General features: G+C 73.9%; 23 protein-coding genes and 1 pseudogene. 10 read left to right on the forward strand and 14 right to left on the reverse strand.

The window, feature by feature from the left end; all coding sequences use genetic code 11:
• Window positions 1-54: 54 nt before the first annotated feature.
• Both AB0A94_RS11235 and AB0A94_RS11240 read right to left on the reverse strand, forming a co-directional pair.
• Window positions 55-678, reverse strand: a complete 624-nt coding sequence (locus AB0A94_RS11235; RefSeq protein ID WP_361742235.1) for a sigma-70 family RNA polymerase sigma factor — start codon at window positions 676-678, stop codon at window positions 55-57.
• Window positions 679-830: 152 nt separating this feature from the next.
• Window positions 831-1,478, reverse strand: a complete 648-nt coding sequence (locus AB0A94_RS11240; RefSeq protein ID WP_361742238.1) for a hypothetical protein — start codon at window positions 1,476-1,478, stop codon at window positions 831-833.
• A 397-nt stretch (window positions 1,479-1,875) separates the two neighbouring features.
• Between AB0A94_RS11240 and AB0A94_RS11245 the strand changes: the two genes are divergently transcribed.
• The 4 genes from AB0A94_RS11245 to AB0A94_RS11260 all read left to right on the forward strand — a co-directional run bounded on the left by AB0A94_RS11245 (window position 1,876) and on the right by AB0A94_RS11260 (window position 5,064).
• The gene (locus tag AB0A94_RS11245) at window positions 1,876-2,712 is read left to right on the forward strand and encodes a type II CAAX endopeptidase family protein (RefSeq protein ID WP_361742241.1); all 837 of its coding nucleotides are present in this window, start codon (window positions 1,876-1,878) and stop codon (window positions 2,710-2,712) included.
• On the forward strand, window positions 2,709-3,938 hold the full coding sequence (locus tag AB0A94_RS11250; RefSeq protein WP_361742244.1) for a histidine kinase: 1,230 nt from the start codon (window positions 2,709-2,711) through the stop codon (window positions 3,936-3,938). The genes AB0A94_RS11245 and AB0A94_RS11250 overlap by 4 nt, the downstream gene beginning before the upstream one ends.
• The gene (locus AB0A94_RS11255) at window positions 3,935-4,597 is read left to right on the forward strand and encodes a response regulator transcription factor (RefSeq protein ID WP_361742247.1); all 663 of its coding nucleotides are present in this window, start codon (window positions 3,935-3,937) and stop codon (window positions 4,595-4,597) included. The genes AB0A94_RS11250 and AB0A94_RS11255 overlap by 4 nt, the downstream gene beginning before the upstream one ends.
• Window positions 4,598-4,716: 119 nt before the next feature.
• Window positions 4,717-5,064, forward strand: a complete 348-nt coding sequence (locus AB0A94_RS11260; protein WP_361742250.1) for a tetratricopeptide repeat protein — start codon at window positions 4,717-4,719, stop codon at window positions 5,062-5,064.
• 49 nt (window positions 5,065-5,113) lie between these two features.
• Here AB0A94_RS11260 and AB0A94_RS11265 read toward each other — a convergent pair whose 3' ends face one another.
• Entirely contained in the window at window positions 5,114-6,523 is a 1,410-nt protein-coding gene (locus tag AB0A94_RS11265) for a PepSY domain-containing protein (protein WP_361742252.1), read from the reverse strand.
• Window positions 6,524-6,652: 129 nt separating this feature from the next.
• Between AB0A94_RS11265 and AB0A94_RS11270 the strand changes: the two genes are divergently transcribed.
• Window positions 6,653-7,297 carry a peptide deformylase gene (locus tag AB0A94_RS11270; protein WP_361742255.1) on the forward strand — a complete coding sequence of 215 codons (645 nt, stop codon included), beginning with the start codon at window positions 6,653-6,655 and terminating at the stop codon, window positions 7,295-7,297.
• Between the two features lie 174 nt (window positions 7,298-7,471).
• Here AB0A94_RS11270 and AB0A94_RS11275 read toward each other — a convergent pair whose 3' ends face one another.
• Complete coding sequence (locus AB0A94_RS11275; protein ID WP_361742257.1) at window positions 7,472-8,917, reverse strand: NAD(P)/FAD-dependent oxidoreductase; 1,446 nt, start codon at window positions 8,915-8,917, stop codon at window positions 7,472-7,474.
• 118 nt (window positions 8,918-9,035) lie between these two features.
• Between AB0A94_RS11275 and trxA the strand changes: the two genes are divergently transcribed.
• Window positions 9,036-9,425 (forward strand): thioredoxin, encoded by a 390-nt coding sequence (gene trxA, locus AB0A94_RS11280; protein WP_361742260.1) that lies wholly within the window; start codon window positions 9,036-9,038, stop codon window positions 9,423-9,425.
• Window positions 9,426-9,589: 164 nt separating this feature from the next.
• Here the strand turns inward: trxA and AB0A94_RS11285 are convergent, their stop codons facing one another.
• Both AB0A94_RS11285 and AB0A94_RS11290 read right to left on the reverse strand, forming a co-directional pair.
• Window positions 9,590-10,639: a LacI family DNA-binding transcriptional regulator gene (locus AB0A94_RS11285; protein ID WP_361742263.1), complete on the reverse strand. Its 1,050-nt coding sequence runs from the start codon at window positions 10,637-10,639 to the stop codon at window positions 9,590-9,592.
• 49 nt (window positions 10,640-10,688) lie between these two features.
• Window positions 10,689-11,351, reverse strand: a complete 663-nt coding sequence (locus AB0A94_RS11290) for a helix-turn-helix domain-containing protein (RefSeq protein WP_361742266.1) — start codon at window positions 11,349-11,351, stop codon at window positions 10,689-10,691.
• Window positions 11,352-11,471: 120 nt separating this feature from the next.
• Here AB0A94_RS11290 and AB0A94_RS11295 point away from each other — a divergent pair, with 120 nt between their 5' ends.
• On the forward strand, window positions 11,472-12,035 hold the full coding sequence (locus AB0A94_RS11295) for an NADPH-dependent FMN reductase (RefSeq protein ID WP_361742269.1): 564 nt from the start codon (window positions 11,472-11,474) through the stop codon (window positions 12,033-12,035).
• A 145-nt stretch (window positions 12,036-12,180) separates the two neighbouring features.
• Here AB0A94_RS11295 and AB0A94_RS11300 read toward each other — a convergent pair whose 3' ends face one another.
• From AB0A94_RS11300 to AB0A94_RS11315, 4 genes are read right to left on the reverse strand one after another with little or no spacing between them, the layout of a single operon-like run.
• Window positions 12,181-13,317, reverse strand: coding sequence for an XdhC/CoxI family protein (locus AB0A94_RS11300; protein WP_361742272.1), 1,137 nt, complete (start codon window positions 13,315-13,317; stop codon window positions 12,181-12,183).
• The gene (locus tag AB0A94_RS11305) at window positions 13,310-15,430 is read right to left on the reverse strand and encodes a xanthine dehydrogenase family protein molybdopterin-binding subunit (protein ID WP_361742275.1); all 2,121 of its coding nucleotides are present in this window, start codon (window positions 15,428-15,430) and stop codon (window positions 13,310-13,312) included. Before AB0A94_RS11305 ends, AB0A94_RS11300 begins: the two co-directional genes overlap by 8 nt.
• Complete coding sequence (locus AB0A94_RS11310) at window positions 15,427-16,419, reverse strand: xanthine dehydrogenase family protein subunit M (protein ID WP_361742278.1); 993 nt, start codon at window positions 16,417-16,419, stop codon at window positions 15,427-15,429. Before AB0A94_RS11310 ends, AB0A94_RS11305 begins: the two co-directional genes overlap by 4 nt.
• Window positions 16,416-16,973, reverse strand: a complete 558-nt coding sequence (locus tag AB0A94_RS11315; RefSeq protein WP_361742281.1) for a 2Fe-2S iron-sulfur cluster-binding protein — start codon at window positions 16,971-16,973, stop codon at window positions 16,416-16,418. Before AB0A94_RS11315 ends, AB0A94_RS11310 begins: the two co-directional genes overlap by 4 nt.
• A 269-nt stretch (window positions 16,974-17,242) precedes the next feature.
• Here AB0A94_RS11315 and AB0A94_RS11320 point away from each other — a divergent pair, with 269 nt between their 5' ends.
• Window positions 17,243-17,857 carry a TetR/AcrR family transcriptional regulator gene (locus tag AB0A94_RS11320; RefSeq protein ID WP_361742284.1) on the forward strand — a complete coding sequence of 205 codons (615 nt, stop codon included), beginning with the start codon at window positions 17,243-17,245 and terminating at the stop codon, window positions 17,855-17,857.
• Window positions 17,858-17,961: 104 nt separating this feature from the next.
• Here AB0A94_RS11320 and AB0A94_RS11325 read toward each other — a convergent pair.
• Window positions 17,962-18,102 (reverse strand): annotated as a pseudogene (locus AB0A94_RS11325) (LysR family transcriptional regulator); the annotation flags it as partial.
• Window positions 18,103-18,261: 159 nt separating this feature from the next.
• On the opposite strand from AB0A94_RS11325, the gene AB0A94_RS11330 reads away from it, so the two are divergent.
• The gene (locus tag AB0A94_RS11330) at window positions 18,262-19,446 is read left to right on the forward strand and encodes a CaiB/BaiF CoA-transferase family protein (RefSeq protein WP_361742287.1); all 1,185 of its coding nucleotides are present in this window, start codon (window positions 18,262-18,264) and stop codon (window positions 19,444-19,446) included.
• A gap of 6 nt (window positions 19,447-19,452) precedes the next feature.
• Here AB0A94_RS11330 and AB0A94_RS11335 read toward each other — a convergent pair whose 3' ends face one another.
• Complete coding sequence (locus AB0A94_RS11335; RefSeq protein ID WP_361742290.1) at window positions 19,453-20,100, reverse strand: phosphoribosyltransferase family protein; 648 nt, start codon at window positions 20,098-20,100, stop codon at window positions 19,453-19,455.
• A 131-nt stretch (window positions 20,101-20,231) separates the two neighbouring features.
• Here AB0A94_RS11335 and AB0A94_RS11340 point away from each other — a divergent pair, with 131 nt between their 5' ends.
• Window positions 20,232-20,696, forward strand: coding sequence for an archease (locus AB0A94_RS11340; RefSeq protein ID WP_361742293.1), 465 nt, complete (start codon window positions 20,232-20,234; stop codon window positions 20,694-20,696).
• Here AB0A94_RS11340 and AB0A94_RS11345 read toward each other — a convergent pair.
• Both AB0A94_RS11345 and AB0A94_RS11350 read right to left on the reverse strand, forming a co-directional pair.
• Window positions 20,671-21,096, reverse strand: a complete 426-nt coding sequence (locus AB0A94_RS11345; protein ID WP_361742296.1) for a CBS domain-containing protein — start codon at window positions 21,094-21,096, stop codon at window positions 20,671-20,673. The two genes, AB0A94_RS11340 and AB0A94_RS11345, sit on opposite strands and share 26 nt — an antisense overlap.
• A gap of 118 nt (window positions 21,097-21,214) precedes the next feature.
• Window positions 21,215-21,643 carry a VOC family protein gene (locus AB0A94_RS11350; RefSeq protein WP_361742299.1) on the reverse strand — a complete coding sequence of 143 codons (429 nt, stop codon included), beginning with the start codon at window positions 21,641-21,643 and terminating at the stop codon, window positions 21,215-21,217.
• Between the last annotated feature and the right edge of the window lie 57 nt (window positions 21,644-21,700).

A 21,700-nucleotide genomic window follows, 5' to 3' on the forward strand; every position in this document is an offset into this window, starting at 1 on the left:
CCTCCTGCCTGTTCCACCCACCTTTCTCAGACTATACGTCCAGCTGCTGGATTTTCAGTCCAGAACTGGTTTCCGTACCGCCGTGCTCGCCTCCTCCGCCTCCTCCGCCTCGGCGACGAGGGCGGCGAGGGCCGTCCGCGCGCGGGCGACGCGGGAGCGGACCGTGCCGACCGGGCAGTCGCCGAGGGCCGCCGCCTCCGCGTACGGCAGCCCGAGCAGCTGCGTGAGGACGAACGCCTCGCGCCGCTCGTCCGGCAGCCGGTCCAGCAGGTCGAGCAGCACGATCCCTTCGTCGAATCCGGGCAGTCCGCGCGGCTGTGCCCGTTCCACGGTCAGCTGCCAGTCGGGGACGTCCGCCGTCCGGGGCCGTACGGCCGTGTACCGGTGGCTGTCGGCCACCGCGCGGCGGGCGATGGCCAGCAGCCAGGTGCGGGCCGAGGAGCGCCCCTCGAACCGGTGCAGGCTGCCGAGCGCCCGCAGGAACGTGTCCTGGGCCAAATCGTCCACCGCCTGCGGGTCGGCGCACAGATGGGCGACGTAGCGGATGACGTCACGGTGCAGGGCGCGGACGAAGCGGTCGACGGCGTCGGAGTCACCGCCGCGCGCGGCCAGCGCCCAGGCGGTCGCCGCGTCGTCGATGGGTCTTCCGGCAGGGGTGGGCAGGGTGGAAGTGATCACCTGAGGTCCTTCGCGGGGGAACCGGGAACCGCGGGCGTGCGCGGCCCGGTCGGCGGGGATACGGCCGCGGGCGGTACGCGGAACGGGGCTGTACCGGCACACGGCCGAAGCCCGGGGCGCGCAGGGGCGGCCCGGGGTGGCACCGGCTGCCGTCAGACGGCAGCGGCCCCGGCGGGCGGACCGCGGGAGGTGATCGCGTGGACGAGGAGGAGGAGACGCGGCACGCGGTCCGAGCGGCGGCGCCGGCGGACGCGGGGGGACGGACGGCGCGGCGGCACCGGCGCGAGGAACAGCGGCCGCATCGGGGCGGCCAGCCATCCGCCGACGGTCCGCAGCACCCGGAACACCGCCCGCTCGCCGTACCCGAGCCACAGGCCGCACAGCAACGCGGCCAGCAGGTGGGCGGCGAGCATCCCGGCCGAGGAGTCGCCGGAGGGCGCCCTGTGTCCCTCCATGCCCGCACCCGTCCCCATGGGCATGGGCATGGGCATGGGCGTGGAGTGCATGCCGTGCGGCATCGCGCTCCCGTCCATGGAGTCGACGTGGGCGGGCTCCACCAGGGAGAAGGCCGAGTGCAGAGCCGTCTGGGCGGCGACGGCGACGGCGGTGATCAGCGGCAGTCCGCGCTCACGCCCCGCGAGTCCCCAGCCCAGGGCACCGGTCACGGCCCAGCCGGCCGCCAGCGTCCGGAGGGGAACGTGGTCGCCGGACATCATGACGTGCCCCAGGGCGGCGAGCACGACACAGACGGCCGCGAACACCGCGGCCCGTCCCGTGCGAGCACCCCACCCAGCAGTCATGGCCCCTCATCGTCGCATCCGGGCCCCCACCGGTCACCCGCGGATACGGCTTCTCCCACGCCTGCAACTCATTCCCCGGTATGTGATCCAGAACACCCTTGGGAGTGGCCGGAGTTGCGGGAAACGGGAAGGACCCGGCCGGTCGGGGACGGTGTTGCCGAAGGAGTCCCGCCGGTCGTGGTCCAGGCCGTACGCGTAGACGTGGTCGTCGTCGGACCGGCATGCGGAGGTGGCCGGCCGTTCGCCGCGCCTGTCACACGGTCCCCGGAGCGCGTGCTGTCCCCCGAGCGAGCTACGGCCAAGTGTCCACTGTGCGGTGACGATTCCCGGCCGCCGGATCCGTAGCGTCCGTTGCGACACACGGCACTGGGCCGCGGGTCCGACGAAGGAGTCATCGATGAGAGTGGTCTGGCAGATCCTGGCCGTGGTGGCGATCTCCGCCATAGGCGTACAGGGCGTGAACGCGGTGCGGGACAACCCATGGCTCACACTCGCCCTCGGGATGCTGACCACCGTGCTCGCGGTGCTGGTCTACCGGTGGGTGGTGGCGCGGACCGAGCGCCGGCCGGTCACGGAGCTGGACCCGACCGGTGCCACGCCGGCGATCGGCCGGGGGACGCTGATCGGCCTCGTGATGTTCGGGATGGTCATCACGAACCTCTTCACCTTCGGCAGCTACGAGGTGCACGGCCTGGGTTCGCCGAGCGGCGCGGTCGGGCTGTTCGGTTTCATGGCCGCCGCCGCCGTCACCGAGGAACTGCTGTTCCGCGGGGTGCTGTTCCGGATCGTCGAGGAGTACCTCGGCACCTGGATCGCGATGGTGCTGACCGCGCTGCTGTTCGGTCTCGCGCACCTGCCCAACCCGGACGCCACGGTGTGGGGCGCCTTCGCCATCGCGATCGAGGCCGGCTGCATGCTCGCCGCCGCGTACGTCGCCACCCGCAACCTGTGGGTGCCGATCGGCGTGCACTTCGGCTGGAACTTCGCCGCGGGCGGCATCTTCAGCACCGTGGTCTCGGGCAACGACACCGAGCAGGGACTGCTGGACTCCACGACGTCGGGCAACGAGTGGATCACCGGCGGCGACTTCGGACCGGAGGGAAGCGTGTACTCGGTGCTGTTCGGCGTGCTGCTGACGGTCGGGTTCCTGTGGCTGGCCCACCGGCGCGGCAATCTGGTGCCCCGCCGCCGGCGCGCGGAGCGGGTCGACGGCACCGCTAGACTGCCCCGGTGACCGCTCCTCACCGGCTCCGGGAAGGGTGGCACCGGCTGGACGTCACCGTCAGGGACCTTCTGCTCGGGCTGCTCGTCCTCTCCCTGTCGGTCCTGCCGGACTTCCAGAACCACGGAACGCTCGTCGGCGGCGTGCCGGAGCGTCCCTTCGACACGCTCGCCTTCGTGGCGGTGGGCCTCCAGACCCTTCCGCTCGCCCTGCGCCGACGGTGGCCGGCCGTCTGTCTCGCCCTGGTGGCGGCCGGGTTCGCCCTCGACCAGCTCCGCGGCTACCACTCCCCCGCGGGCATCGCGCTGCCCATCGCGCTGCTGAGCACCGGGGCGTACCTGGAGCGGTACCGGCGCACCACCGCGGCCCTGTGCACCGTCGCCTACGTGGCGCTGACGGTCGCGTTCCACCGGCTGGGTCCGGGCGAGCCGGTGAGCGAGTTCGTGACGTTCTACCTGGCGGTGGCCCTCGCCTGGGGCATCGGGGCGTGGCTGCGCTCCACCCGGGTCGCGGAGGCCGAGCGCCGCCACCGTGTCGCCGAGGACTCCCGGACCGCCGAACGCGCCCGGATTGCCCGCGAGTTGCACGACGTCGTGACCCATCATGTGACGGCGATGGTCGTACAGGCCGAGGCGGCCCGTTATCTGACCGCCGCGCCCGACCGGCTGGACCGGACGCTGACCGCCGTCACCGACACCGGCCGCCGGGCCATCACCGACCTGCGGCACCTGCTCGACCTGCTCAACCCCGACCACGGCCCCGGGACCAGGACACCGCCCGTCGGCCGGCTCCTCACGCTCGTGGAGCAGACCCGCCGGGCCGGGCAGCCGGTGGAGTTCACCGAGGAGGGCACGCCGGCGCCGTCGACCGGCAGCGCCGACCTCGTCGCCTACCGGGTCGTGCAGGAGGCCCTGACGAACGCCCTCAAGTACGCCCACGGCGGCGCCACCCGGGTCGAGGTGCGGCACGGCGAACGGCAGATCACCGTGGAGGTCGGCACGGACGGTTCCGGCGCACCGGCGGTCTCCTCCCCCGGCGGGAGCGGCCGGGGCCTGGCGGGCCTCCGGGAGCGGGTCGACGTCCTGGGCGGCGACTTCAGCGCCGGCCCGGAGCCGGGCGGCGGCTTCGTCGTACGGGCCCGCATACCGACGGGGACCACGGTGCCGACGAGGGACACGGCGGCGACGGAGGACACGGCACCGACGGGAGACACGACAACAACGGGGAACACGGCATGACCGCACCGATCCGGGTCCTGGTCTGCGACGACCAGATGCTGATCCGCACCGGCCTGGTGACCATCATCGACGCCCAGCCCGACCTGGAGGTGGCGGGCGAGTGCGGCGACGGGCGGTCCGCCGTCGACCTCGCCGGCCGGCTCCGTCCGGACGTCGTGGTGATGGACGTGCGCATGCCGGTGCTCGACGGCATCGAGGCCACCCGTCTGCTGGCCGGCGCGGGGGTGCCGCATCCGGTGAAGGTGCTCGTGGTGACGACGTTCAACCTGGACGAGTACGTCTACGAGGCGCTGCGCGCGGGGGCGAGCGGGTTCCTGCTCAAGGACGCGCCCCCGGACCGACTGCTCCACGGGATCCGGACCGTGGCCATGGGCGCGGCGCTGCTGGACCCGGAGGTGACCCGCCAGCTCGTGGGCCGGTACGCCGCCCGGATCCGCCCCGCCGAGGGCGGGGCGCCGCGGGACCTCCCCCTGACCCCCCGCGAACTGGAGGTCCTCCGCCTCATCGCGGACGGCCTGTCCAACAGCGAGATCGCCGCGGCCCTGCTGATCAGCCAGGAGACCGTGAAGACCTTCGTCTCCCGCATCCTCGCCAAACTCGGCCTGCGCGACCGCGTCCAGGCGGTGGTCTACGCCTACCGCCAGGGCCTGGTGACCTGAACCGGACGCGCGGGCCGGGTCCGCCGGCGTTCCCCGTCCTCCGGCGACGAGCCGCCCGGCGGTGCGGAGCGGAATACGGAACCGTCCGGGTCCGTTGTCGGCGTCGAAGGAGGTCAGGAATGGACACCATGTACTACGACCACGGGACGCCGGCCGAGCGCTGGGAGCGCGCCGGGATGTTCTTCGACGCCAAGGACTACGCCGCCGCCGCGCGCGTTCTCGGCGGGCTGGTCGAGGAGGTGCCGGAGCAGACCGGGCCGCGGCTGCTGCTGGCGCGCGCCTACTACCACTCGGCGCAACTGCGGCGCGCGGAGGCGGAGCTGAGGGTCGTCGTGGAGCGTGACCCGGTGGAGCACTACGCCCGGCTGATGCTCGGGCGCACCCTCCAGCGGCAGGGGCGGGACGACGAGGCCCGGCCGCACCTGCGGATCGCCGCCGCGCTGGGCGGCTCCTTCGACGAGGAGTGAGGGCGGGCCGGTGCCCGGTTCCCCGTGACGGGGAACCGGGCACCGTGCGTCAGCGCGCCGCCGTGCCGCTCGTGTACGTCCGCCGGCCCCGGCGGTGGGCCACCTCCCCGAGCACGATGTCGACGGCGAGGAACGCCGCCAGGGGGATGCCGAGGAGCGGGACGAAGTAGCCCAGGACGGCGATCGCCGCCAGCAGGGGGACGAGTACGTACGGCGGCACCTGCTGCCAGGCCCCGCGGGGGACCGGCCGGCCGAAGGCGGAGCCGCGGCCCCGCTGCCACCACATGCGGTAGCCCCACAGGATCAGCAGGATCAGGGTGAGGGCCAGGACCATCAGGGCGATCTGGTTCACCAGGCCGAACAGGTTGCCGGTGTGCAGGTCGATGCCCCAGCGGGTGAGTTTCGCGAGGACCGGGTAGTCGTCGAACCGCAGGACGTCGGTGACCTCGCCGGAGGCGGGGTCGACGGCGACCGAGTCCTGCTTCTCGGGCCAGCTGCGCTGGATCTGCCGCACGACGTACGCGGACTTCTCGTCGGCGGGCGGCACGATCTCCACCGGGTCGCCCAGGCCCTCGGCCCGTGCCGCCGCGAGGATCCTGTCCAGGCCGACGCCGTGCGCCGCGTCGCCCGCCGTGCCGCCGGCCGCGCCGTGGCCCGCGTGTTCGCCGGCCGCCGCGGCCGACACCGAGGGGGTCTCCTGGCCGAGGGAGGTGCGCAGCTCGCCGATGTTCGCGCCGGCGTAGGTGGACCAGGTCAGGCCGGTCGCCGAGAGGAAGACGAAGCCGGCCGCGGCCCACACGCCCACGCCGCCGTGCAGGGCCAGCGTGCGGCGCCGCCCGCCGGTGCCGCGTATCCTGCGCAGGGCGCGGCGCCGGGAGAACCACAGCACCAGTCCGCCGCACGCGATCACCCACAGCCAGCTGGCGGCGAACTCGCTGTAGAGGCGGCCCGGTTCGCCCAGGTGCAGATCGCGGTGGAACTCGTCGATCCAGGTGCGCAGGGGCAGCGCGCCCGTGGAGCCGTACTGTTCCAGTTCGCCGCGCACCTTCGCGGTGTACGGGTCGACGAACACGGCCAGGGTGTGGTCGGGGTCCACACCCGGTGTGCCGGACAGCATCACCCTCGTGGTGGCGTCCGCCTCGGGTGAGGGGCGTACGGCGGAGATCGTGCCCTCGGGGTGGGCTTCGCGGGCGGCGGCCACCTGCTCGGACACGGGCAGCTTCCGGTCGCCGACGGGGACGGTCAGCTCATGGTCGTAGACGATCTTCTCGGCCTGGAAGGAGGCGGCGTACAGCAGGCCGGTGAGGGCGGCGACGAGGAGGAACGGCGCGACCAGGACTCCCGCGTAGAAGTGCAGGCGCAGGACGAGGGGGCGTAGGCCGGCCCAGGCGCTCTTCCCGGATGCGGGGGCGGGGGGTTTCGGTGCCTCTTCCGTGCTGGTCGAGGGAGCGGTGGTCATCGGTGGGGTTCTCCCGGGGACGTCTCGGCGGGCGGGGTGGTGGTGCAGTAGTCGGGGTGGCGGGGCGTCCGGTTCCCGGGAGATGCGTGTGACCTGTGCCACACGCGGAAGGCGTGCGATCCTGACGGCATGGGAACTCCGGACGATCGCGCGCCCTTGGCCGAGCGGGTCGAGCAACTGCTCGCCGCGGACGGGCCGTTGCCCATGGTCGAGGCCGGTGACCCGGTGCTGCGCGGTGGTACCGAGCCGTACGACGGGCAGTTGGGGCCCGAGCTGCTGGCCCGGTTCGTGGCGGCGCTGCGGGTCACCATGCGCGCGGCGCCGGGTGTCGGGCTGGCCGCGCCGCAGGTCGGGGTGGGGCTGCGGATCGCGGTGATCGAGGATCCGGCGCCGGTCCCTCAGGAGGTGCGCCTCGCGCGCGGGCGGGTGCCGCAGCCGTTCCGGGTGCTGGTCAATCCGACGTACGAGCCGGTCGGCACCCGGCGGGTCGGGTTCTTCGAGGGGTGCCTGAGCGTGCCGGGGTACCAGGCGGTGGTGGCGCGGCCCGCCGAGGTGCGGCTGCGGGGGCAGGACGAGCACGGGCGGGCGCTGGACGAGGTGTTCACCGGCTGGCCCGCGCGGATCGTGCAGCACGAGACGGACCACCTCGACGGCACGCTGTACCTCGACCGGGCCGAGCCGCGCTCGCTGTCGTCCAGCCGGGCCGTGGCGGAGCGCTGGTCGCAGCCGACGCCGGACGGGGCGGCGCGGCAGCTGGGCTTCGAGCTGCCGTGACCGCGTCCCGGTCGGCGTCGGCGTCGGCGTCGGCGTCGGCCCAAGGGTGGTTCGCCCCCGCCGCCCCTTCCCTTCCCGTCCCTGGGGGCTGCGCCCCCGGACCCCCGTCGGCCCTGAACGGGCCTCGTCCTCGAACTCCCCCAGAGGGGGCACCCCCAGACGGGCCGGTTGTGGTCAGGCGTCCCGGTAGGCCTCCAGGAGGCGGAGCCAGACCTCGCTGATCGTCGGGTAGGACGGGACCGCGTGCCACAGGCGGGCGATCGGGACGCGGGCGGTGACGGCGATGGTCGCGGAGTGGATGAGTTCGCCGACGCCGGGGCCGACGAGGGTGAGGCCGCGCAGGATCTCGTCCTCGAGGTCGACGATCATGCGGGCGCGGCCCTTGTAGCCGTCGGCGTACAGGCCGGCGCCCGCGACCGAGGACAGGTCGACGTCGACGGCGCGGACGCGGTGGCCCGCCCGTTCCGCCTCGGCCAGGGAGAGGCCGACGGAGGCCGCCTCCGGGTCGGTGAAGACGACCTGGGGGACGGCGGCGTGGTCGGCGGTGGCGGCGTGCGCACCCCAGTCCTCCGCCTGTACGGGTTCCCCGGCGGCCCGGGTGACGATGGCGGCGCCCGCGATCCTGGCCTGGTACTTGCCCTGGTGGGTGAGGAGGGCCCGGTGGTTGACGTCGCCGACGGCGTACAGCCAGTCGTGGCCGGTGACGCGGAGGCTGTCGTCCACGGTGAGCCAGGAGCCGGGCTCCAGGCCGATCGTCTCCAGACCGATGTCGTCGGTGCGCGGGGCGCGTCCGGTGGCGAAGAGGATCTCGTCGGCCTCGATCCGGTCACCGTCGTCGGTGACGACCAGGACCGTGCCGTTCTCCCTGGTCACCGACTTCACGGAGGTGCCGGTGCGGATCTGCGCGCCGGCCTCGGTGAGCGCCTCGGCGACCATCTCGCCGGCGAACGGCTCCATGCGGTTCAGCAAGCTCTCGCCGCGGACGAGGACGGTGACCCGCGAGCCGAGGGCCTGCCAGGCGCAGGCCATCTCGGTGGCGACGACCCCGCCGCCGACCACGACCAGCCGGCCGGGCACGGACTGCGCGCCGGTGGCCTCGCGGCTGGTCCAGGGCCGGACCTCGTCGAGTCCGGGCAGGTCGGGCAGCCGGGCGCGGCTGCCCGTGCAGACGGCGACGGCGTGCCGGGCGGTGAGGACCCGCCTGCCGCCGTCGGCGTCCGTGACGGTGACGGTGCGCGGACCGGTGAGCCGTCCCCGGCCCCGGTACAGGTCGGCCCCGGTGCCCTCCAGCCACTGGACCTGGCCGTCGTCCTTCCAGTCGGAGGTGAAGGAGTTCCGGCGGGCGAGTACGGCGTCGGCGTCCAGGGGCCCCTGGACGGACCGGCTCAGGCCGGGGACGCGCAGGGCGTCGGCCCGGGCGATGACCGGGCGCAGCAGGGCCTTGCTGGGCATGCACGCCCAGTAGGAGCACTCGCCGCCGACCAGTTCGCTCTCCACGACCGCGGTGGTGAGCCCGGCGGCGCGGGTGCGGTCGGCGACGTTCTCGCCCACGGGTCCGGCGCCGAGCACCACGACGTCGTAGGCGGTTGATTCCGGTTGCGTCGATTGCGTTTCCGTCATGGCGTCAGTCTGGTGGGTGGTGTGCGCTGTGGCCACATGGGTAGGGGCGCGGAATACGTGACCGGCCGGCCGTGTTGTGCCGACGGCCCGACCCGACGCCAGGAAGAGGGAACACGCGATGAGCAGCACCGTGGAGCTCACCAAGGAGAACTTCGACCGGACGGTCACGGACAACGAGTTCGTGTTGATCGACTTCTGGGCGGCCTGGTGCGGTCCGTGCCGCCAGTTCGCGCCGGTGTACGAGAAGGCGGCGGAGGACAACCCCGACCTGGTGTTCGGCAAGGTGGACACCGAGGCGCAGCCGGAGCTGGCCGCAGCCTTCGGCATCCAGTCGATTCCGACGCTGATGATCGTGCGTGACCAGGTCGCCGTGTTCGCCCAGCCGGGTGCGCTGCCCGAGGCCGCTCTGACGGACGTCATCGGGCAGGCCCGCAAGCTGGACATGGACGACGTCCGCAAGCAGATCGCCGAGCAGCAGGCGCAGCAGGGCGAGGCGCCGGGCGCCTGAGACGGCCCCGGCGGCGGTGAGGACGGCGGTGGGGTGGGTTCGCCCCCTCCGCTCCTTCCCGTCCCGTTCCCGGGGGCGCGGCCCCCGGACCCCCTCGCGCCCACGCGGCGGAGCCGCGCATCAGTACAGCCCCGCGCCCCTCGAAGGGCGCGGGCAGCCTTGAGTCAGCTGGACTCGCGTCGCACCACCGACGCCCCCAGCACCTTGTGGGCCTCGGGCGCCGCGGCGGGGTCGCGTACGGCGCGGTCGACCAGTTCGGCCAGCTCGCGGCCGGCCGGCAGTTCGAGGTGGACGGTGCTCAGCCGGGGCCGCAGCAGCCGGCCCAGCATCAGGTTGTCGGCGCCGACCACGGCGGTCTCCTCGGGGATGCGGACGCCCTCGTCCTGCAGTGCGCGCATCAGCAGCATCGCGTACTCGTCGTTGTACGTGAACACGGCGTCGAGGCCGAGCTCGCGCCAGCGGGCGGCCAGCCGGGCGGCGGCGCCCTCGTCGTGCGCGAGCGGCAGCTCGGTGACCGTGGCGTCGGTGCCGCTCAGGGCGGCGCGCACCCCGGCCAGGCGGGGCGCGGAGAACGCCTCCAGGCCGGGCTCCCTCGGGACGACCACGCCGATCCGGCGGCGGCCCCGGTCGAAGAGGTGGGCGCCGGCGCTGTGTCCGACGACGTCGTGGTCCATGAGCAGGGCGTGCGCGCCCTCGACGGGCTCGGGACCGAGGGTGACCACGGCCCGCGCCCCGGAGCGTTTGAGCACTTCGACGCCGCGCGGGCCGAGCCCGGAGCCGGGTATCAGGACCGCCACGGGCCTCAGCTCGGCCCAGGCGCGGGCGGCCTCGTCGTCGTGCAGGCCGACGGTGCCGTACTGCACGACCGTGTAGTCGAGGCGGGCCAGGGAGCCCTGGAGATCGTTGATGAACTGGCTGTAGAGCGGCCCGACGGGAAAGGCGGGCGCGGGCATCAGGACCGTACGGCTGTGTCCGGCGCGCAGGCTGCGGGCCGCCGCGTGCGGCACGTACCCGAGTTCCCTCGCGGCCTCGCGGACGCGGCGGCGGGTGGGTTCGCTGATCCGGACGGCACCGGCGTTGTTCAGGACGTAGGAGACGGTCGCGCGCGAGACGCCGGCCAGGCGGGCCACATCGGCGCTCGTGGGTACGGAGCGCGTCGGTGCGGGGGACGCGGACGCGGACGTGTTCGTTATCTGCACCATGACGTACGGCATCCTTTCAGAAGCCGTAACCAAACGATCAGGCGGGTGAGTTGATACTCCGTCAGCGGGCGGGCGCCGGGCCCGTCACCCGGCCGACCAGGTCCAGCCACGCGGACTCCAGCCGCTCCGGGGGCATGCCGCACTGCCGTATCAGATGGTGGATCAGGGCGGGGTCGAGCTGGGCCATCAGCGTGTGGGCGAGGACCTCGCAGTCCGCGTCCGGGACCGCCTCGCGCAGCAGCAGGGTCACGTGGTGGCGCAGGACGCGGCGGGGCGGACTGGTGAAGCGGCGGCCCGCTCCCGGTTCGGCCGCCAGCTGCAGTTCCAGCTCCTCGGTGGTGCGGCGGAGCATCGCGAGGCCGAAGGCGCGCAGCCGCTCGGCCGGGGGTGCGCCCGGCCCGAGCGGCGGGGGTCCGGTGAGGAAGGCGGCCTGGAACTTCTTCTCGGAGTGGTCGAGGAGGGCGGTGAGCAGACCGGTGCGGTCGCCGAAGCGGCGGAAGACCGTCCCCTTGCCCACACGGGCCGCCGCGGCGACCTCCTCCATGGTGATGCTGTCGGCCCCGCGCTCGGCCACGAGCCGTGCGGCCGCCTCCAGCAGACGGGCCCGGTTGCGCGCGGCGTCGGCGCGCAGGCAGGGCTCGTCGGGGCCGGTGCCGAGTTGCAGCAACTCCTGCGGCTGTACGGGGTTCTGGGATGCCGGGACGGGCGGCGGCGCGGCGGACATGAAGCCAGCGTAAAGCATCGGGAAGAAACTGGACCGCGGTCCGGTTGAAGTGCTACAACAGAGAAACGGACCCCGGTCCGGATTGTTTCGGCGATGTTTCAGCACCCCCTGGAGCCCCTCATGTCTGTTCGCATCCTCGCCCTCGTCGGCAGCCTCCGCGCCGGTTCGCACAACCGTCAGCTCGCCGAGGCCGCTGTCAAGCTCGCTCCCGCGGGCGCCGAGGTGGCGCTCCACGAGGGGCTCGCGGAGATCCCCTTCTACAACGAGGACGTCGACGTCGAGGGCACCGTGCCGGCCGCCGCCGCCAAGCTGCGCGAGGCCGCCGCGGGCGCCGACGCGCTGCTGCTCTTCACGCCCGAGTACAACGGCACGATGCCGGCCGTCCTGAAGAACGCCATCGACTGGCTGTCCCGCCCCTACGGCGCCGGCGCCATCAGCGGCAAGCCGGTCGTCGTGATCGGTACCGCCTTCGGCCAGTACGGCGGTGTCTGGGCCCACGACGACGCCCGCAAGTCCGTGGGCATCGCGGGCGGCAAGGTGATCGAGGACATCAAGCTCTCCATCCCCGGCTCGGTGACCCGCTTCGCCGAGACCCACCCGGCGGACGACGACGAGGTCGCCGGCCAGCTGACCGAGGTCATCACCCGCCTCCACGGCCTCGCCGGCGAGCCGGCCGCGGCCTGACCCTCAGACGCCGGAGGGGCTGGGTTTCAGCCCCTCCGGCCCTTGAGGAGCGGGGGTCCGGGGGCAGCGCCCCCGGGGACGGGAAGGGGCGGCGGGGGCGAAACCCCGCACCCGACGCAGCGGAACCGGACCCGTGCCCAAGGACTCAGGCGGCCGCCGGCGCGGACCGTCCGTCCCGGTGGATCGGCGTTCGCAAGCCCGTCAGGGGGACGCCCGTGCCGCCCCGGCGGGTGGCGACGATCTCCGCCGCGATGGACAGGGCCGTCTCCTCCGGGGTGCGGGCGCCGAGGTCGAGACCGATCGGGGAACGCAGGCGGGCCAGCTCCCGCTCCCCCACGCCCGCCTCGCGCAGGCGGCGCTCGCGGTCGGCGTGGGTGCGCCGGGAGCCCATCGCCCCGACGAACGCCACCGGCAGGCCCAGCGCCACCTTCAGCAGCGGTACGTCGAACTTCGCGTCGTGGGTGAGGACGCACAGCACCGTGCGCGCGTCGGTCTCCGTGCTCCCCAGATAGCGGTGCGGCCAGTCGACCACGATCTCGTCGGCCTCCGGGAAGCGGGCCCCGGTCGCGAACACGGGCCGCGCGTCGCACACCGTGACGTGGTAGCCGAGGAACTTCCCCGCCCGCACCAGCGCCGCCGCGAAGTCGATCGCCCCGAAGACGATCATGCGGGGCGGCGGCACCGAGGACTCCACCAGCAGGGTCAGACCGCCGGGGCAGTACGAACCGTCCTCCGCGACGGCGACCGTACCGGTGCGGCCCGCGTCCAACAGGGCCCCGGCCTCCCCGGCCGCCGCCCGGTCCAGCTCCGGAACCCCGCCGAGACCGCCCTCGTACGATCCGTCCGGGTGGACGAACAGGGCCCTGCCGAGGAGTTCCGCCGGGCCCTCGACGACCCGGGCGAGCGCCCCCGGCCCGCCCCGGAGGACGGCCGACAGCGCCGCCCGCAGCACCTGCCGGACGGGAGCCCGCACACCGACCGGGGTCACCATGATGTCGATGACCCCGCCGCAGGTCAGTCCGACGGCGAAGGCGTCCTCGTCGCTGTAGCCGAACCGCTCGACACGACTCTCGCCGTCCGCGAGCGCCTGGGCGCACAGGTCGTACACCGCGCCCTCCACACACCCGCCGGACACCGAGCCGACGACCGTGCCCCCGCTGTCGACGGCGAGGGCGGCGCCGGGGCCGCGCGGCGCGCTGCCGCCCACGGACACCACCGTGGCCACGGCGAACTCCCTGTCCTCGGTCAGCCAGCGGTGCAGCTCGCCGGCGATGTCAAACACGTGGTCCTCCCGCCTCCAGTACCCGGTCCGGACGGATGGGCAGGTTCCGGTGCCGTACGCCGGTCGCGTGCCAGACCGCGTTGGCGACGGCCGCCGCCGCGCCCACGATGCCGACCTCGCCGATGCCCTTGATGCCGACGGGGTCGTCGGGGTCCGGGTCGTCGACCCAGTCCGCCTCGACCGCCGGCACGTCGGCGTGGGTGGCGACGTGGTAGCCGGCCAGATCGGCGCCGTAGAGGCTGCCGAAGGCGCGGTCCCGGACCGCCTCCTCGTGCAGGGCCATCGAGATGCCCCAGGTCATGCCGCCCACGAGCTGACCGCGCGCGGTGAGCGGGTTGACGATCCGGCCCGCGGCGAAGATGCCGAGCATCCGCCGCACCCGCACCTCGCCGGTGGCGACGTCCACGGCCACCTCGGCGAACTGCGCCCCGAAGGAGTGCCGTTCCTTCTGGGCGAGGGCGCCGAGGGCGGCGGTGGTGTCGGACCGTACGGTGATGCCCTCCGGCGGCACGGTGCCTCCCGGGACGAGCCGGTCCCGCAGTTCCCCGGCGGCGGCCGTGATCGCCCAGGCCCAGGAGCGGGTGCCCATGGAGCCGCCCGCGATCCCCGCCGGGCCGAAGTCGCTGTCGCCGATGTGCACCCGGACCCGGTCGGGCGCCACCTTCAGCGCGTCGGCGGCCACCAGGGTGAGCGCCGTGCGCGCCCCGGTGCCGATGTCGGCCGCGGCGATCCGCACGGTGAAGGTGCCGTCCGCCTCCGCGGTCACCGCGGCCGTCGACGGAAGGGCGCCCGAGGGGAAGGAGGCCGCGGCCGTGCCCGTGCCGAGCAGCCAGCGCCCCTCGCGGCGCGTCCCCGGGCGCGGGTCACGGCCGGCCCAGCCGAAACGGCGGGCGCCCTCGCGGAAGCAGGCGGCGAGGTTGCGCCCGGCGAACGGCAGCCCGGAGACCGGGCCGCGCTCGGGATCGTTGCGCAGCCGCAGCTCGACCGGGTCGACGCCGCACCGCTCGGCGAGTTCGTCGAGCGCCGCCTCCAGCGCGAACGACCCTGGCGCCTCGCCCGGCCCGCGCATCCACGTCGGGGACGGCACGTCCAGCCGTACCACCTCGTTCGAGGTGCGGTGGGCGTCGGCGTCGTACATCACGCGCGCCACACCGGCGCTCGGCTCGACGAACTCCCAGACCGTCGACGTCTGGTTCAGTGAGCGGTGCTCGAGGGCGCGCAGCCGGCCGTCGGCGTCGGCGCCGAGCCGGACCCGCTGGACCGTGGGGCTGCGGTAGCCGGTGAGCGAGAACATCTGACGGCGCGTCAGCACGACGCGGACCGGCCGCTGCAGGGCGGTCGCGGCCATCACCGCGGACACCTGGTGGGCCCGTGCGCCCTTGCTGCCGAAGCCGCCGCCGACGTGCTCGGAGCGCACCCGCACCGCGGACGCGTCCAGGGAGAACATCCGCGCGATCTCGTCGGCGACCCAGGTGGTGCCCTGGTTGGAGTCGACGACCTCGAGCCGGCCGCCGTCCCACCGGGCGGTCGCCGCGTGCGGCTCCATCATGGCGTGGTGCTCTTCGGGCGTGGTGTACTCCACGTCCACCACGTGGGCGCAGGCGGCGAGTTCGGCCTCCAGGTCGCCCTTCTCCGTCACCGCGGGCATGTGTCCGTCCACCGGGTGGGCGTCCGGGCGGCCGGCGGAGAGCTCGATGTCGTGCGGTTCCTGCTCGTAGGTGACGACGAGCGCCTCGGCGGCCTCCCGGGCCTGCTCCGGCGTCTCGGCGACGACGAGCGCGACGGGCCAGCCGGCGTGCGGGACCCGGTCGTTCTGGAAGACCGCGGCCGTCGGGTCCGGCGGAACGCCCAGCATGCCGACGTAGTCGATGTCGAGGCGCGGGGCGTTCCCGTGGTGCAGGACGGTGAGCACGCCCGGCATGCCGAGCACCGGTCCGGTCCCGACGGACAGGATCCGGCCGCGGGCGACGGTGGACAGCACCAGCCAGCCGTGGGCGAGGTCGGCGAAGGGGATCTCGCCGGCGTAGCGGGCGGCGCCGGTGACCTTGTCACGGCCCTCGATACGGGTGTGCGCGGTGCCGACGGCGCCCGTCATCGTCGTGGCGGTGGTCATCGGGCGGCCTCCTCGGCGAGTTCCGACAGCACGGCCACCACCAGGTTGCGCATGAGTGTCACCTTGTATCCATTGTCGGGCAGCGGCCTGGCGGCCGCGAGTTCGGCGTCCGCCGCCGCCGCGAAGTACTCCGCGGTGGCCGGGGCGCCGTTCAGCACGCGTTCGGCGGCGCGGGCCCGCCAGGGCCGGGACGCCACGGCCCCGAAGGCGAGGCGGGCCTCGCGGACGACTCCCCCGCTGACGTCGAGGGCGGCGGCGACCGACCCGATCGCGAAGGCGTACGAGGCGCGTTCGCGGACCTTGCGGTAGCGCGAGCGGGCGGCGACCGGCGCCGGCGGCAGGGTGACGTGGGTGATGAGCGCGCCGGGCGGCAGGGCGGTCTCCCGGTGCGGGGTGTCGCCCACCGGGAGGTAGAAGTCGGCCAGCGGCAACTCCCCGGGCCCGTCGGCGGTCTCGTAGGAGACGACCGCGTCGAAGGCGGTCAGCGCCACACCCATGTCGGAGGGGTGGACGGCCACGCAGTGGTCGGAGGCGCCCAGGACGGCGTGGTTGCGGTGCTCGCCCTCGACGGCGGGGCAACCGCTGCCGGGGGCCCGCTTGTTGCAGGGCTTGGTCACGTCGGTGAAGTAGCCGCAGCGGGTGCGCTGGAGCAGATTGCCGCCGACGGTGGCCATGTTGCGCAACTGCCCGGAGGCACCGGCGAGCACGGCCTGGGTGAGGGCGGGGTAGTTCCGGCGGACGCCGGGGTGCGCGGCGAGGTCGCTGTTGGTGACGGTGGCGCCGATGCGCAGTCCGCCGCCGTCGGCCGGCTCGATCCGGTCCAGCGGGAGGGTGCGGACGTCGACGAGCCGGGCCGGGCGCTCGACGCCGTTCTTCATCAGGTCGACGAGGTTGGTGCCGCCGCCGAGGTAGCGGGCGTCGGGGTCGGCGTCGAGCAGCGCCACCGCGCCGGAGACGTCGTCGGCGCGCCGGTAGTCGAACTCCCTCACGCCACGGCCTCCTCGGTCTCGTTCCGGCTCTCGGCGGCCGCGCGGGCGACCGCCTCGACGATCTGTACGTACGCGCTGCAGCGGCACAGGTTGCCGCTCATGCGTTCCCTGATCTCCTCGGGGGTCAGGGGCGGCGGTCCCGCTTCGGGACGCACGTCCCCGGTGACGGCGCTGGGCCAGCCCGCCGCGTGCTCCTCGATGACGGCGACGGCCGAACATATCTGGCCGGGGGTGCAGTAGCCGCACTGGAAGCCGTCCAGGTCGAGGAAGGCCTGCTGCACCGGGTGCAGCCGGTCCCCGTCGGCCAGGCCCTCCACGGTGGTGATCTCGCGTCCGTCGGACGCGACGGCCAGTTGCAGGCAGGACACGGTGCGGCGGCCGTCGACCAGGACCGTGCAGGCGCCGCACTGTCCCTGGTCGCAGCCTTTCTTGGTGCCGGTCAGGTCGAGGCGCTCGCGCAGGGCGTCGAGCAGGGTGGTGCGGTGGTCGACGGACAGCGTGTGCTTCTCGCCGTTGATGTTCAAGGTGACGCTGCTGGACGTCGAGGGAGCCATGAGCAGCCTTCTTTCACGGATCTGGAAGGCGGACGAGTCGATGACGTGGGTGGGCTGTACGGAACGTGGGGCGTTCGGGAGCATGGGAGGGAGGGGGAAGGGCCGGGAACACACCGGTCGTCGCGGGCCTGCCACCGGGCGTCCCGCGCCGTCCGTGTCCGCCGATACGATGGACCCGAAGCGGACAGCTGTCCGTTACCTCGAAAACGTAGTGGACAGCTGTCCGGTTATCAAGGACGGGTTTCGGTCACGGCCCGGGAGGAGGACGAATGGGGCATGAGAAGGATGCGTCCCCCTGCGCGCGGACGCCGCGGAGCACGGCGGCGCCCCTGCGCTCGGACGCGCAGCGCAACCGCGAGCGCATCCTGGAGGTGGCCCTCGTCGAACTCACGCGCTCGGCGGAGACCCCGCTGAGCGTGATCGCCAAGAAGGCGGGTGTCGGGCAGGGCACGTTCTACCGGAACTTCCCCAGCCGCGAGGCCCTCGTCATGGAGATCTACCGGTACGAGATGCAGCAGGTGGCGGACAGCGCGGCACGGTTGCTGAGCACGCGGGAGCCCGACTGCGCGCTGCGCGAGTGGATGGACGGGCTCGCCCGTTTCGCCATGACCAAGGCCGGGCTGGCCGACGCCATCCGGCAGGCCACCAGCGGACCGGGCAGCCCGGCGAAGCCGGGACACAGTCCGGTGACCGAGGCGGCGGAACTCCTGCTGCGCAGCTGCGAGAAGGCCGGATCCATTCGCCCGGGGGTGACCGCGGACGATCTCGTCCTCGCCATCGGCGGTCTCTGGCAGCTCGACCCCGCCGAGGACTGGCAGCCGCGCGCCACCCGGCTGCTGGACCTGGTCATGGACGGCCTGCGCGCGGGGGCACCGGGGCGGTAGCGCACCGGCGCGGCGCGCGGGCCGGAACGCCGGTCCGCCGGTGGACGGACCACCCGCCGGCGGCCCCGTACGGACGCCCGCGCGGCACGGACACCGTCCAGCTCTCAGGCGACCGCCGCGGTGGCCGGCTCGCGCAGCTCCCGCAGGGCGGCGGCCACCGCCGGACGGGCGTGCCCGCCGCCGCGGGTGCAGGTCAGCAGCGCGCGGTGCGGGTCGCCGGTGCGGCGCACCCGGGTGACCGGCAGGTCCGTGCCGTCGACGACCGCGGCGCCCGCGTCGTCTCCGCAGCAGGCCCGCGGAGGCTCCGTGGGGCCGGGTCGGCCGGTGAACGGCCGGGGTAGCCGTTGACAGCCGCCGCTCCCCGGCTGTACTGATCGAGGCCGGAGCAGGCAGGAGGCGCGGACGTGCACGAACCCCCCTTGTCCGGGGTCACGGTGGTCAGTGTGGAGCAGGCGGTGGCCGCGCCCTACGCCACCCGCCAGCTGGCCGATCTCGGCGCCCGTGTGATCAAGGTGGAGCGGCCGGGCGAGGGGGACTTCGCCCGCCGGTACGACACGACCGTGCACGGTCACTCCAGCTATTTCGTGTGGATCAACCGTTCCAAGGAATCCCTCACGCTGGACCTGAAGGACCCGCGCGGCCGCGCGATCCTGCACGGACTGCTCCGGGACGCCGACGTGTTCGTGCAGAACCTCGCGCCGGGCGCCGCCGGCCGCCTCGGCCTCGGGACCGACGAGCTGACCCGCCGCCATCCGCGGCTGATCCCCTGCACGATCTCCGGCTACGGCACGAGCGGCCCCTGGGCCGACCGCAAGGCGTACGACCTGCTGATGCAGTGCCAGACCGGCCTGGTGTCGCTGACCGGAACCCCGGAGGAGACCGCCCGCACCGGGATCTCCGTCGCCGACATCGCCGCCGGGATGTACGCCTACAGCGGTGTGCTCACCGCCCTGTACACCCGCGCGACCACCGGCACGGCGCACCCGGTGGAGGTGTCCCTGTTCGAGGCGCTCGCCGAGTGGATGGGCCAGCCCGCCTACTACACCCGCTACGGCGGTGCCCAGCCCCCGCGCCTGGGCACGCAGCACGCCACCATCGCCCCGTACGGCACCTACCGGGCCGCCGACGGACGCGAGGTGCTGTTCTCCGTCCAGAACGAGCGCGAGTGGGCGGCCCTGTGCGCGGAGTTCCTTGGCCGGCCGGAGCTGACCGACGATCCGCGCTTCGCCACCGGCTCCGACCGGGTGGCCCACCGCGAGGAGCTGAACGCGGTCATCGCCGAGCGCTTCGCCCGCGCGGACGCCGATGAACTGCTCGAGGACCTGGAGGCGATCGGCATCGCCTGCGCCGGGGTCAACGACGTCGCCGCGTTCCTCGGCCACCCGGTGCTCGCCGGCCGCGACCGCTGGCGCGAGGTGGCGGTGCCGGGCGGGACCGTGGAGGCGCTGCTGCCGCCCGCCGACCTCGCGGGGCTGCCGGCCCGTATGGACCCGGTACCGGCCGTGGGCGAGCACACGGAGGCGATCCTCACGGAACTGGGCCGTTCTCCCGAGGAGATCGCGGCACTGCGCGCGGACGGGGTCGTCTGACCGCGGCTACGCCTGCCGCTGGTGCAGCGCCTCCATGACGTCCTCGTCGGTCAGCTGGCCGAACTCCTCGTACCACTGGCCCACGGCCATGAACGCCGCCGGCTCGTACAGGCACACCACCTCGTCGGCCTCGGAGCGCATCAGTGCGACGCCCTCCGCCGCGCCGACCGGAACGGCCAGCACGAGGTGTCCGGGGTCCTGTGTCCGCAGGGCGCGCAGCGCGGCGCGGGCGGTGGAGCCGGTCGCCAGCCCGTCGTCGACGACGATCACGGTCCGTCCGCCCAGCTCGGGAGCGGGGCGGCCCTGGCGGTAGCGCTGTTCGCGGCGGCGCAGCTCGGCGCGCTCGCGTTCGACGACGGGCGCGAGGTCGGCCTCGGTGATGCCCAGCCGCAGCAGGGCGTCCTCGTCGAAGAGCGGAATCCCGTCGCCGGCCATCGCGCCGACGCCGAACTCCTCGTGGAAGGGGGCGCCGATCTTCCGTACGACGAGGACGTCGAGCGGGGCGTCCAGTGCCCGGGCGACCTCGACGGCCACGGCGGCACCGCCGCGGGGCAGGGCCAGCACGACGGGTTCGGGCAGGACTCCCTCGTCCTGCCTCTCCCGCAGCCGTGCGGCCAGTTCACGGCCGGCCTGCCGGCGATCACGGAACCGCATGGCGGATGCCCTCCCTCCACGCCGGAAGACGGCACCTGAAGCACCTGGTCCGCACCCGTGTACCCCGCTCTCCGCCACTCGAAGCGCACGACGTCCGGCATGGGTGCGCGGTCGTCGGGCAGGCGAGTTCCATGGTCGGTGACACGAGCGACTACGGGCAGGCGCGGCGGCCGGACGAGAGCGGGCACCGGGCGGTGGCGCAGGAGGACGAGTTCCGGATCGAGGCGTGGGCGGCGAGCCGGGAGAACTGTCTGGCGGAGGCGGTGGCGGCGATGGTGGAGTGCTTCGCCGACGTCTCCGGGGTGCGGCCGACGGGCGTGGGCCGCATCCGGCTGGACGGGGCCAGTGACGACGATCTGCTGGCGGCACTGCTGGACGAGGTCCTGTACCGGCTGGAGGAGTACGGCCAGGTACCGGTCGACGTGGAGGCGGACGGGACCGAGGACGGTCTCGACGTACGCCTGGCGGTGGCCGCCCTGACGGACGTACGGGTCACCGGGCGGATGCCGACGGCCGTGGACTGGGAGGAACTGCGGATCCGCCCGGGCCCGTACGGCTGGACGTGCGCGCTCAGTGCGTGGGAGCCGCCGCGCTGATGTCCGCCAGGGCGGAGTGCGGATCCTCCGTCGCGGCGAGGTCCCCCAGGCTCACCATCCCCACCGGACAGCCGCCGCGTTCCACCACCGGGAGCCGTCGGACGGCGTGCCGCCGCATCAGCTCCACGGCGTGATCGGTGGTGTCCTCGGGGTCGAGTGTCACCAGGGGCGGACGCGTGCACAGGGAACCGACCGTCGTGGCCTCCGGGTCGCACCCCTCCGCGACGCCCCTCAGCACGATGTCGCGGTCGGTGAGCACACCGAACAGATCACAGTCGTACGCGACGAGGACGTCGCCGATGTCCTGCTCGCGCATCAGGCGCGCCGCCCGCGCCACCGTCGTCATGGGCTCGACGGACGCGGTGTCCGCGGACATCACGTCCCGTATCCGCATGGTCATGGGCACCTCCCGGTACGTGGCCGGCCTGGACTCCCCGTGTCCGACGCGTAGCCCGCTGCGCGGCGCGTAAACCGGCCGGGCGGGGGCGGACGCGTGAGCACGCCCGCCCCCGCCCCGCCTACACGGCTCCGGGAACCTCCTCGGTGACGCCGTTCAGCGGTGAGGCCGGGTCGGTGCCGTACGGGAGGGTAATGGCCTCGAGGCCGTGGCCCGCCGGGTCCCGGAAGTAGACGCCGCGACCGCCGTCGTTGCGGTTGATGCGGCGGGGGTGCCTGCCGTGCGGATCGGCCTGGAGGGGGATCCCGGCGTCCACGAGCCGGCTGAGGATCGCGTCGAACTCGTCCTCGGAGACGAGGAACGCGTAGTGCTGCGCCGGGATGTCGATGTCGACGGTCGCGAAGTCCAGGGTGACTCCGTTGGCGGTCGTCACCGGCAGGAACATTCCGGCCGGTTCCCCGACCTCAAGGCCCAGGACGTGGGCGAGGAAACGGGCGGACTTCTCCCGGTCACGGGTGAGAACGATGGTGTGGTTGAACTCGACTGACACGAGGGCAATGCCTCCACGGGCATCCGCGGCGCCTCCATGCCTCACCCGGCCGGTGAC

Origin of the sequence: Streptomyces sp. NPDC044984, from assembly GCF_040646935.1 — a bacterium.
Classification (GTDB): domain Bacteria; phylum Actinomycetota; class Actinomycetes; order Streptomycetales; family Streptomycetaceae; genus Streptomyces.